General features: G+C 72.6%; 8 protein-coding genes. 5 read left to right on the top strand and 3 right to left on the bottom strand.

All coding sequences use genetic code 11. The features are described 5' to 3' along the window. Positions 1-100: 100 nt before the first annotated feature. Positions 101-1,063, top strand: coding sequence for a bifunctional riboflavin kinase/FAD synthetase (locus tag HCC30_RS20905; protein WP_169444163.1), 963 nt, complete (start codon positions 101-103; stop codon positions 1,061-1,063). A gap of 105 nt (positions 1,064-1,168) precedes the next feature. Here HCC30_RS20905 and HCC30_RS29045 read toward each other — a convergent pair whose 3' ends face one another. The 3 genes from HCC30_RS29045 to eccE form a co-directional block, all read right to left on the bottom strand. Beyond that, a complete protein-coding gene (locus tag HCC30_RS29045) occupies positions 1,169-4,063 on the bottom strand; it encodes an SCO5717 family growth-regulating ATPase (RefSeq protein WP_169444162.1) in 2,895 nt (964 codons plus the stop codon). A gap of 343 nt (positions 4,064-4,406) precedes the next feature. After that, positions 4,407-5,159: a hypothetical protein gene (locus HCC30_RS20895; protein WP_240979781.1), complete on the bottom strand. Its 753-nt coding sequence runs from the start codon at positions 5,157-5,159 to the stop codon at positions 4,407-4,409. Between the two features lie 122 nt (positions 5,160-5,281). Further along, a complete protein-coding gene (eccE, locus tag HCC30_RS20890) occupies positions 5,282-6,466 on the bottom strand; it encodes a type VII secretion protein EccE (protein WP_346776734.1) in 1,185 nt (394 codons plus the stop codon). 863 nt (positions 6,467-7,329) lie between these two features. Between eccE and eccB the strand changes: the two genes are divergently transcribed. The 4 genes from eccB (at position 7,330) to mycP (ending at position 11,516) form a co-directional block, all read left to right on the top strand. Next, on the top strand, positions 7,330-8,865 hold the full coding sequence (gene eccB / locus HCC30_RS20885; protein WP_169444160.1) for a type VII secretion protein EccB: 1,536 nt from the start codon (positions 7,330-7,332) through the stop codon (positions 8,863-8,865). A 460-nt stretch (positions 8,866-9,325) separates the two neighbouring features. Further along, positions 9,326-9,637 carry a WXG100 family type VII secretion target gene (locus HCC30_RS20880; RefSeq protein ID WP_169444159.1) on the top strand — a complete coding sequence of 104 codons (312 nt, stop codon included), beginning with the start codon at positions 9,326-9,328 and terminating at the stop codon, positions 9,635-9,637. Between the two features lie 86 nt (positions 9,638-9,723). Further along, entirely contained in the window at positions 9,724-10,014 is a 291-nt protein-coding gene (locus HCC30_RS20875) for a WXG100 family type VII secretion target (protein ID WP_169444158.1), read from the top strand. A gap of 185 nt (positions 10,015-10,199) precedes the next feature. Then, the gene (mycP, locus tag HCC30_RS20870; RefSeq protein WP_206324111.1) at positions 10,200-11,516 is read left to right on the top strand and encodes a type VII secretion-associated serine protease mycosin; all 1,317 of its coding nucleotides are present in this window, start codon (positions 10,200-10,202) and stop codon (positions 11,514-11,516) included. Position 11,517 lies beyond the last annotated feature (1 nt).

Genomic DNA, 11,517 nt, shown 5'->3' with positions numbered 1-11,517 from the left:
ACGGGTGCTGTGCGGACAGACGCGGGTCCCGTGCGAGCGCCGGGAAGCGGCATGGCACCCTTGGACCGGCGAAACCATTGGCATCGGCGAGGAGCGGGACGTGCAGCGCTGGCGTGGCTTGGAGGACATTCCGGAGGGCTGGGGGCGCAGCGTCGTCACCATCGGCTCGTACGACGGGGTGCACCGCGGGCACCAGCTGATCATCGGCAGGACGGTGGAGCGGGCCAGGGAACTCGGCGTCCCCGCCGTCGTCGTCACCTTCGACCCGCACCCGAGCGAGGTCGTCCGGCCCGGAAGCCATCCGCCGCTGCTGGCCCCGCACGAGCGCCGGGCCGAGCTGATGGGCGAGCTCGGGGTGGACGCGGTGCTGGTGCTGCCGTTCACCGCGGAGTTCTCGCAGCTCTCGCCCGCCGACTTCGTGGTGAAGGTGCTGGTCGACAAGCTGCACGCGCGCAGCGTCGTCGAGGGCCCCAACTTCCGCTTCGGGCACAAGGCCGCGGGGGACGTGGCCCTGCTCGGCGAGCTGGGCCGCACCTACGACTACGACGTCGTCGTGGTCGACCTCTACCAGCGCGGGAAGGCCGGGGGCGGCGTGCCGTTCTCCTCGACGCTGACCCGGCAGCTGATCGCCGAGGGCGACGTCGTCGGCGCCGCCGAGGTGCTGGGCCGGCCGCACCGGGTCGAGGGCGTGGTGGTGCGCGGCGCACAGCGCGGGCGCGAACTCGGCTACCCCACGGCGAACGTGGAGACCCTCCAGCACACCGCCGTCCCCGCCGACGGGGTGTACGCGGGCTGGCTGACCGTGGACGGCGAGGCCATGCCGGCGGCCATCTCGGTGGGCACGAACCCGCAGTTCGAGGGCACCGAGCGCACGGTCGAGGCGTACGCGATCGACCGCGTCGGGCTGGACCTGTACGGGATGCACGTGGCGGTGGACTTCCTCGCGTACCTCCGCGGGCAGGAGAAGTTCGACACGCTGGACGCGCTGCTGGAGCGCATGGCGCAGGACGTCGAGCGCTCCCGCGAACTGGTCGCCGAAGCCGGGACGGGCACCGACGGCTGACCGCGCCTGCCGCACGCCGAAGGGCCGGCCCGGGGATCAACTCCCCGGGCCGGCCCTTTTGTCGGCGCGGTGGCCCCGTCGCGTCGGACGCTCAGGGGCCGGTGCTCACTGCTGCGGCGGGTAGGGCTGCTGGCCCGGCTGCGGCTGCTGCTGCCAGCCGCCGCCCTGCTGCGGGTACGGCTGGCCCTGCTGCGGCGGGTACGGCTGCTGGCCCGGCTGCGGCTGCTGGCCCCCGTAGGGCTGGCCGCCGTACGGCTGGCCCGGCACCTGCTGGCCCGGCACCTGCTGCCCGGGCATCGGCTGGCCCTGGCCCGGCATGGGCGGGGCCATCTGCTGGGGCGGGTTGTTGCCGTTGCCCGACCACAGGCCGTGCTCCTGCTGCTGGCGGGAGAAGTCCTCGGCGATGAGCGCGGCCAGGTTGAAGTACGCCTCGCGGACCTTCGGGCGCATCATCTCCAGGTCGAGCTCGGCACCGGCGGAGAGGTGCTCGTCGAAGGGGATGGTGACGACGCCGCGGCAGCGCGTCTCGAAGTGCGCCACGATGTCCTCGACCTTGATCATCTTGCCGGTCTCGCGGACCCCGGAGATGACCGTGATGCTGCGCTGGACCAGGTCCCCGTAGCCGTGCGCGGAGAGCCAGTCGAGCGTGGTGCTCGCGCTGCTGGCGCCGTCCACCGACGGGGTGGAGATGATGACCAGCTGGTCGGCGAGGTCGAGGACGCCGCGCATCGCGGAGTAGAGCAGACCGGTGCCCGAGTCGGTGAGGATGATCGGGTACTGCTTGCCCAGGATGTCGATGACGCGGCGGTAGTCGTCGTCGTTGAAGGTCGTCGAGACGGCCGGGTCGACGTCGTTGGCCAGGATCTCCAGACCGGACGCCGCCTGCGAGGTGAACCGGCGCAGGTCCATGTAGCTGTTCAGGTACGGGATCGACGTGACGAGGTCGCGGATCGTCGCGCCCGTCTCCCGGCGCACCCGGCGGCCCAGGGTGCCCGCGTCCGGGTTCGCGTCGATCGCGATGACCTTGTCCTGGCGCTCCGAGGCCAGTGTGGAGCCCAGCGCCGTCGTCGTCGTGGTCTTGCCGACGCCGCCCTTCAGGCTGATCACCGCGATGCGGTAGCAGGAGAGGACGGGCGTACGGATCTGCTCCAGCTTGCGCTGCCGCTCCGCCTCCTCCTTCTTGGCGCCGAACTTGAACTTGCCGCCCAGCGCCGGGTTCTGCGAGCGCGGCTTGCGCCGGTTGTTGACCAGCCGGTCCGAGGAGAGCTCCACGGCGGCCGTGTAACCGAGCGGGTTGCCGCCCTGGCCCTGCCGGCGCGCGTCCTCGCCGGGCATCTGCCCGGGCAGACCGGCGCCCGGGTCGGCACCGGGCTGGCCCTGCTGCGGGCCCGCCGGGCCGGGCTGGCCCTGCGGCGGCATGCCCGGCTGACCCTGCTGCGGCGGCATCTGGCCCTGCTGCGGGGGCTGTTGGGCGGGCTGGCCCTGCTGCGGGTAGCCGTAACCGCCGGGCTGCGGCTGGCCGGGCTGGCCCGGCTGCGGCTGGCCCGGGTGGGGCTGCTGGCCGGGCTGGGGGTAGCCGTAGCCGCCCGGCTGGGGCTGCTGGCCCTGCTGGGGCGGCATCTGGCCGGGGTGCTGGGGCTGACCGGGCTGCGGGTAGCCGTAACCGCCCTGCGGCTGCGGCGCGTTGGGCTGCTGCTGGCCGGGCTGGGGCTGCTGGCCCTGCTGCGGGTAGCCGTAGCCGCCCGGCTGGGGCTGCTGACCCGGCTGGCCCTGCTGCGGCGGCATCTGACCCGGCTGCTGCTGACCGGGCTGCGGCTGGCCCCCGTAGGGCTGCTGGCCGGGCTGCGGGTAGCCGTAACCGCCCTGCTGCGGCTGCTGTGCGGGCGCGCCCTGCTGGGGGTAGCCGTAACCGCCGGGCTGCTGCTGGCCGGGCTGGCCCTGCGCGGGCTGGCCCTGCGCCGGGGTGCCCGCGGCGGGCTGGCCGGGCTGGGCGCCCGCGGCCGGCTGTGCGGCCTGGAAGTCCGGGGGCAGCGGCGGGAGTTCGGTGGACTTCGACGCGTCGTCGCTGCTGCTGGGCGCGGCGGGCCACGCCGTACCCGAGGGGGTGCTGCCTGCGGCCGCTTCGTCCGCGTCCGGCGTCTCGCCCGCGCCGTCCGCGGCCTGCTCCGGCTGCTCGGCCGGGGCGGAGGCGTCGGGGACGGGGGTGGCGCCCGTGGAGTCGGCCGGGGCGGAGGCTCCGTCCCGGGGTACCTCCTGGGCCTCGCCGTCCTTCTCCTCGCCGGAGCCGGACGCGCCGCTCTTCGCGGAGGCGCTCTGCTCCTCCAGACGGCGGCGCTCCGCGGCCATCTCGTCGAGCTCGCGGCGGAGCGCGGCGCTGGAGAAGCGCATCGTGTCGCTGCCCTCGAGGTCGGCGGCACCGCCGCCGGAGGTCTCGGAGGACGAGCCGGCCGCCGGCTCCGAAGTCCCGGCGGACGCGGCGGAGTCGGGGCCCGTGGCCTGGTTCTGCGCCGCGGGGCTCTGCGGCTCGGCCAGCGGGAAGTCCTGCTGCTCGTCGGCCTGGGGTGCCTGCGGTGCCTGGGCCTGCGGTGCCTGGGGTGCCTGCGGAGCCATCGGCGTCTGCGGTGCCTGGGCCTGCGGAGCCTGCGGTGCCTGAGGTGCCTGCGGAGCCTGAGGTGCCTGCGGGTTGAACGGGGCCTGGGGCGGCTGGGGTGCCTGGGGTGCCTGCTGCTCGGGCGTCTGGGGCGCGGGCGGCTGGGACCCCGGCAGCGGCTGCGGCGGGCCGAGCACGGGCGGTGCGGGCGGCGTCGGACCGGCCGGATTGGAGCCCACACCAGGAGTGTTGGGCGCGGCGGAACTGTCCGCGTCCCGCGTGTACCAGGCGGGCGGCGTGTAGTCGATCGTGAACTGGCCCGTCTGCTCCGTCTCGAGCTCGGGCGCGCTCTCCGCATCGGTATCGGGCGCGGTCCTGCCCCAGCGGATCTCGTCCCGATCGCTGCTCACAATGCCTCCTGCTGCTGTGGTCACACACACCCCGGTCTTGCGCTGTGACCCAGCCTAATCATCACAACTCCGGGCACGGCACCGCGGTCCCGCCGGTGCTCGGTGCGGGGCCGCCTTGTTCGGCATCGGCTCTCGTCCGACGCCACTTCCGACTCGATATCCGACTCAACCAGCCGAAGGTCTCGGTCCAGTCTCGGAGGACACCGAGCGCCGGTCAACTTTCTCTCACACAGGACCCCTGTCCCTCCGATTCCCGGACGGACAGGGGTCAAAGCGGACAACTGCGCCGCTTTCTCCGCGCACTTGGCGCCGCGGCGCACCCGCCCGCTGCCTGCTGCGTGACTCAGTCGAGGCGGCGCGCGGTGCCGAGCAGGCCCGCCTCGGCCTCGGTCGGCTGCGTCAGCGAGTAGTAGCGGTCCTTGCGGGTGCACCACAGGGTGACGCCGTCGCCGAGGGTCGGGAGCGTCTCCGTCTCCTCGCGGGGCAGCCGCATCGTGCGCGCCAGGTGGCCCGACTCCTCGGGCGACACCCGCTGGATGCCGACCAGCGAGGAGGTCTGCAGCAGCCGCGGCGCGGCCGGGCTGAGGTACGGCAGGAGCGTCACCACGGACTGCCAGGGCGCCGAAGTGACCCGCCCCCGGGGCGGCTTCATGCCCGCGTCGCGGATGATCACGACGGGGCTGCTCACGGACGGGCCCAGCGAGGGCACCCGGCCGACCTCGTGCAGGGTGATGCACTGCAGCTCGGCACCGGCCGCCTGCACCAGGGGCTGCCACACGTGCGGACGGCCCGTCTCGACGGCCACCCGGGCACCCGTGCCCGCCGCGCGCAGCGCCAGCACCTGGGCCGTCCACAGACCGCCGATCAGCAGGACGTCGTACGCCGTACGGCGGCTGAGGCCGAGCACCGCGGGCTGCTTCTGCGCGTCCGTGCCGATCACCACGCCGTCGTCGCCCAACGGGACGCCTATGGCGGCCAGTTCCTCGACGGCGACGGAGTGCCGCTGGTGGCGCGGGCCGCGCAGGCCGAAGCCCGGGCGGCGCGGACCGCGGGGGGCGTCCTCGGACTCGTCGGGACGGCCGATCACCGGGATCATGCCGGTGTCGGTCGGCGTCGCGACGTGCCGGGGCTGCGCGGGCTCGGCCGCCTGCTGCTGTTGCTGACGGCCCAGGCCGGCGCCGGGCATCCCGGTCTGCTGCGGCATCAGAGGAGCGGACATCAGCTGGTACCTCCCAGGGGCAGGGTGGCGAGCACGCCGGGAACCTGTTCCCGGTCGAGCGGGACGAGACCGGTCTTGGCCCGGCCCGCCGTGCGCTGGAGTTCACGCCGCGCCGTGGCCAGGTCGTTCTCGCCGCGGGTGACGATCCGGACGTGCCCGGCGATCTGCGCCGAGCGGCCGTCGCCCCGTCCGATCGTCAGGCTGAAGACCGAGGTGAACACACGCAGGGACGTGAGGATCGACGCCAGGTGCGCGGCGCTGACCGCGTTCGGGCCGACCTGCGGCCAGCGGCTGATCCAGTACGTCGAGTGCCAGCGGTCGTCGCAGCGCCAGCCGCGCACGGACTCCTCGGTGCGCCGCTGCGCGGGGCGCCGGTCGGAGGAAGTGCTCTGGCTCGCCCGGGGGTTGAGGCAGCTGGAGGTGGCCAGGGCCTGGATGACCTCCGCCTCGTTCAGCACCGTCGCGCTGAACCCGGCGCCTTCCAGGCGGCTCGCGAGCTGGTCTGCGGCGCGCACCAGGGAGCGCTGCGCGCCCCCGAGTCCGCCACCGCGCGCCTCGACGGCCTCCGGCGTCAGCTCGGGCGTGAGCTTCACCGCGACCCAGGTCATGCGCAGCGACGGGATGCCCGACGCCTCCTGCAGCGAACCGTAGGACCGGGCCACCACGGACTGCTCGGGCAGGTGCGGCGCCGGCGCGGGCTGCGTGTGCTGGACGATCTGCACCGACTCCAGCCGGATGTCGTCCGTCTCCAGCGCCTCGTGCAGCACGTCCAGCGGCAGCGGGCGCTCGACGCGGCCCGGGCGGCCCGGGCGCAGCGGGGCGTCCTTGCCCTCGACGGCGATGAGCGCCGTGAGGAAGGTGCCGTCGCCGACCATGCCGACGGCACGGTCCTCACGCGTCACGTAGGTCGAGGTCTGCACGGCCGGGTCGCACTCGACGACCGGCGCCATGCTCGGGTCGGTGCCCGCGGGCACCGGGTGCTTCGCCTCGCGCTTGCGCCGCCGCAGCGAGCGCTTGAGCTCGTACCACTCGGAGAGCGGGTGCTGCCTGCGGCGCACCAGTGCGGCGACCGTGAGCAGACCGGCGACCACGGCGGCCGGGAGGACCAGCCACGGTTGCAGGATCCAGGCCACCAGGACCAGGCCCGCGGCGATCTCGATTAGCACGAGCTGCTGCAGTCGCACCGGGCCGAGGCTGCCGGGCTGGGTACGCAGGCGGAGCGTCGCGGTGGTGGGGCCCTGCGACGCGGACTGCGCGGGCTGTTGTTCGTCAGTCCGCTGACGCGGGGCCCGCCGGCCCCGGGACCGGCTGCGGGTGGCGCTCGTCATCCCCCGTATTTCCCCTTCGAGGTGTCATCTGCCCTGCTGCTGGCGGCAGTTGCCGCGTTCCGCGGGCTTCGGCCTGCGGACGGGCGGCGGGCCGGGCAGCGGGCGCTTCGGGTGGTGCTTCGGGCTGTCGCTTCGTTCGGCTTCGGTCGGCGCGCGGAGCCCCGTGGGGCCCGGACCGCCTCGTCGGCCGGTGCGGGTCCGCGTGAACGCTGGAGCCCGGACGGGCGCTGTGCGCGCGTCCGAGCGGCACACGAGGCCGAACCGGCCCGCGGCGTACCGACTTCGGCCGAGCAGCCAGGATACTCATCAGGTACACGGCTGACAGCAGGGTCCGTGAGGGCCTTGTGCGGATACCGCGACCCGAGCTGCCACCCGCGCGTTTGCGTACGCACCGTGGGGCGGCATAGTAGTGCAGCCGAGCATTGCGGGCGCGGGACGTTCCGCCGGGGGCCGGCCGCCGCCACGGGTGGCAGGGACGCCGCCGCAGGGACGACAATCACGTGCGGCGCGGCGCGCGTACGGTCACCTCCGGATGCCGCGCCGCGGCACCGGGGGCCACCCCGCGGCGGCACGAACACCGCGCGTCCGGGGCGCAGTTGCGCGGCCCGCGCGGCAGCACGGACGGCACATCACCACGCCGGGCGCGGGTGCCGGCGAACGTGCCCGGGACCAGCAGGCACCGGGTATCACCAGTACGGGAACGGGAGAGACGGGGACCGATGGCGACGCGGCGGGACGAGCTCAGCGCCCACACCTTTGCGCGGAAGCGCACCCTTGCTGCCTTTTTGCAGCCGGAATCCAGAGTGTCCGACGAGGAGGCTCCGCGTCCGGTACGCGCCATGATGCCCAGCATGGTGATGAGTGTCGTACTCGTGGCGGGTTTCGTCGCGTGGGGCGCCATCAAGCCGAGTGCGCCCAAGGGTTGGGACGAGCCGGGCAAACACATCATCGTGGACAGCAAGTCGACGACGCGTTACGTGGTCCTGCCGAAGAGCAAGAAGGACAAGGAGGGGCAACTCCACCCCGTCCTGAACTACGCCTCGGCCAAGCTCGTCCTGGACAAGGGCAAGGGCGAGGTCATCGAGGTCGGCGGCGAGGACATCGACAAGAGCTCGATCGCCCGCGGTGCCACCGTCGGCATCCCGTACGCCCCCGACCGGCTGCCCGACCCGAAGGACGCGGGCGTGCCCAAGGAGTGGGCGGTCTGCGAGAAGCCGGGTGCGAAGAGCGGCGGCGAACCGCAGCGCGGCGTCTTCGTGATGGGTGGCCAGGACAAGAACACCCTGAAGAACAAGAACCGTCTCAAGGACGGCGAGGGGCTGTACGTCGAGGACAGCGAGACGGGTGACCAGTACGTGATCGACGGCCGGGGCACCAAGCTGATGCTGGGTGGGCCGGAGGGCAAGCGGCAGACCGCCAACCGGGACCTGCTCGCCGAGCTGGTGCTGGGCAGCAAGGCCGGGCAGCCGCAGCCGGTCACCACGCAGTGGCTCGACACCTTCAACGAGGGCGAGCCGATCACCTTCGAGGCCATCGGCGCGGCCGCAGCGGGCGGTCCCGCCAGCTTCTCCGGCGTCATGGAGATCCCGGCGGACGCGCGTCAGATCGGCACGGTCCTGAAGTCCGAGGCGGCGGGCACCTCCAGCTACTACGTCGTCATGAAGACCGGCGTGCAGCGCACCAGCCCGCTGGTCGCCAAGCTGATGATGGGCGCGACCGAGCTCAACCAGACGAAGCCGGTCAGCGTCACGCCCCGCGAGGCCGCGGCGGGCGGCGCGAACAGTCAGACGGTGCGCGGCGGCAAGGGCTGGCCCGAGGACGTGCTCAAGCCCGTGAACCGCAAGTCCGACAGCATCAACGGCACCTCGCGCACGGTCTCCTGCAGCGTCTACACCGGCAAGATGAAGGACGGCCGCCCGAAGCTCGCGGCGTGGGCCGGTTCCGACTACCCGGCGAACCTCGTCGACGGCTCGGCCAGCGCCTACGTCAGCTCCGGTTCCGGTCTGCTGTTCCGTGAGGTCAGCGGCCAGGGCGGCGGCGGTACGCAGTACCTGATGACCGACTCCGGGCTGCGCTACGCGCTCGCCAGCGGCGGCGGTGGCCAGCAGGGCGGCGCCGAGGCGGAGAAGGGCGCCCGCGCCCGGCTGGGGTACGAGAAGACCAAGCTGTCCCAAGTGCCGCACAACTGGGCCTCGTTGATCCCCAAGGGCCCCGCGCTCGACCCGAAGGACGCCTCGCAGGAGCAGGGTCTCTGACCCGTCCCGCGACGGACCCGACGACGCCGTCCGCGGCGCTTCCGGCAGGAGCCGGGTGCGCTGCGGGCGGCGTCGTCCGTTGTCCGGATCCCGTCGTTCCGCGAGCCCGGACGCGCTCCGTCCGGGCGCCGCGCACGCCCCGGAGGCATACTCGCGGCGATTTCGGGGTAGGCCGTAACTCCCGTACCGGGGGCGGGAGTTGGCAGTGAACGGGGAGGCCGCGGGGGGCGGCTCGGGGCACGGTGTGAAACCCCGGTGGAAGAGGGGTCACGACTTGGTCGCGGCAGTGTGTTGACCGTGTGACGGTACCGCCGTGCGAACGACTGTGTCGGTAGGGCAAGGTACTGTCTTGAAGGTGTCAACTGCCGGCCCGTTTCTTTGCGCGGCTGGGACGGTGACCCTGCAGCCCGTTTCGGGCTACTGAGACGTTCACGAGGATGAGCATGGGGGAAGGTGCGCCATGGCAGGACAGTTTCGGGTAACAGAGGACGAGCTCCGGGCCCTGTCCACGAAGATCACTGAGGTCAACGGCTCCGTTCAGGGCGAGGTCAAGCGCCTCGACGGAGTGATCTCGCAGATCGCCAGCGGCTGGCAGGGTCAGGCGGCCACCGCCTACCACCGCCTGCAGCAGCAGTGGAACGAGGATGCGCGCAAGATGAACAACATCCTCAACGACATCAAGGAAGCCGTCGACTCCACCCGTCAGAACTACTCGGCGACGGAAGAGCAGCAGAACCAAGAGGTCAGCAAGATCATGTCGGACTTCGGCTGATCCGGGCACACCCCCGATCGGCTGTCGTTCCCGATCTCGGGTTCACAGCTCTCTACTACCGAATATCGCTGAAGGAGGAGTCGTAAGTGTCCGGAATTCTCGTTAACTTCCAGACGGTTTCCCAGGCGTCGACGGACGTCAGGCAGACGGCAGGTCGCATCAAGCAGCAGCTCGACGACCTCGAGGCCATGGTCAAGCGCGTGGCCAACACCTGGGAAGGTTCCGCCCAGGAGGGGTACCAGCAGAAGCAGCGCCAGTGGGACCAGACGGCGCAGCACCTGCACGAGGTCCTGATGAAGATCTCGACCGCTCTGCAGAACTCCGCGGACAACTACCAGTCCACGGAGAAGAGCAACGCGAACGTCTGGGGCAACTGACCGGTAGTCGGTGCCCGGACGGAGCGGGCCGGCCTCTCGGGCCGGCCCGCTCCTGTCGGTTGTGGGCGGGTACGGCCGCGGCCCTCCCGCCCTTCGGCCGGTCCGGTCCGTCAGCGCGGGCCGGCCGAGGACCGGGGTGTGCAGGCACGCGCGGGCCGATACCTCCGGGGGAGAGACACGAGTCGATGGGTATCACTGGATTCATAGGGGAAGTCCTGAACGTGGGGATCAGCCACCGCCGGGCCGGAGCAACTCGCGGCGCACAGCGCGCCTTCGGCGTACTCGCGGCGCTCGGCCTCTGCGCCGTCGGAACCGTCGCGCCCGCCGCGGCCTCCGGGAACGCCGCTTCCGGGTCCGGCCCGGAAGCCCGCTCCGGCAGCACGCCGACGCGGCTGGCCAACTCGACGGAGTGCGAGTTCGGCGGCAAGAACATCAAGAGCACGCCCTGGTCGCTGCAGCGCGTCCTGCTCGACGAGCTGTGGAGCGAGGCCACGGGCGAGGGCGTCAAGGTCGCGGTCATCGACACCGGCGTCGACAAGGGCAACAAGCAGATCGCGCCCGCGCTGGCCGGTGGCGGCGAGGACTTCGTCGGCGGCTCGGACGGCACCAAGGACGTCAACGGCCACGGCACCCGCGTCGCCGGCATCATCGCGGCGCAGAAGATCTCCGGCACGGGCTTCTCCGGGATCGCCCCGCGCGCGAGCATCATCCCGATCCGCTACACCGGCGGTGACGACGGGGAGAAGGGCAACTCGCGGACGATGGCCAAGGCCATCCGGCACGCGGTCTCGCAGGGCGCCCAGATCATCAACATCTCCTCGGACACGGTCGGCAAGAAGCCCGACGCGACGCTCCAGGCCGCCATCGGCGACGCCGTCGCCAAGGACCGGCTCGTCGTCGCCGCCGCGGGGAACGACGGCGCGAACGGCAAGCTGGAGAACACCTACCCGGCCGCGTACGACGGCGTGCTCGCCGTCGCCGCCTCGGACCGCAACAACGAGCGCGCGTTCTTCTCGCAGTCCGGCGAGTTCGTCGACGTCGCGGCGCCCGGTGTGGGCATGGTCTCCACCGTCCCCAAGGGCGGTCAGTGCGCCTCGGACGGCACGTCCTTCTCGGCCCCGTACGTCTCCGGCGTCGCCGCGCTGATGATGGACAAGTACCCGGAGTGGAGCTCCCAGGAGGTCGCCGCGCGCCTCGCGCAGACGGCGAACCGTCCCGGCTCCGGGCCCGACACCAAGATCGGCTGGGGTGTCGTCGACCCGGTCGCGGCGCTGTCGGGCGACGACAAGCCGCAGCCGGCGCCGACGCCGGACGCCCAGCAGAAGAGCGGCCACGCCACGCCGATGAAGCTCACCGTCGGCGAGAGCGAGACGGAGCGCACCCAGCGCATCTCCGTCTACGTCCTGGCCACCGGCACCGTGCTCACGCTGCTGATCGGCGGCACCTCCGTCGCGCTCCGCGACTACCGCCGCAAGCGCGGGATCGCCTCCGGCTCCGACTGAG

This window comes from Streptomyces sp. HNM0574 (assembly GCF_012726235.1).
Lineage (GTDB): Bacteria > Actinomycetota > Actinomycetes > Streptomycetales > Streptomycetaceae > Streptomyces.
Note: the sequence above shows the minus strand (reverse complement) of the source record. Positions and strands in the feature narration are given on the sequence as shown.

Excerpts from the sequence above, each read along its gene's own strand:
- HCC30_RS20895 (WP_240979781.1), bottom strand. The coding sequence starts at position 5,159 with ATGATCCCGGTGATCGGCCGTCCCGACGAGTCCGAGGACGCCCCCCGC.
- eccB (WP_169444160.1), top strand. The coding sequence starts at position 7,330 with ATGGCGACGCGGCGGGACGAGCTCAGCGCCCACACCTTTGCGCGGAAG.
- HCC30_RS20880 (WP_169444159.1), top strand. The coding sequence starts at position 9,326 with ATGGCAGGACAGTTTCGGGTAACAGAGGACGAGCTCCGGGCCCTGTCC.
- mycP (WP_206324111.1), top strand. The coding sequence starts at position 10,200 with ATGGGTATCACTGGATTCATAGGGGAAGTCCTGAACGTGGGGATCAGC.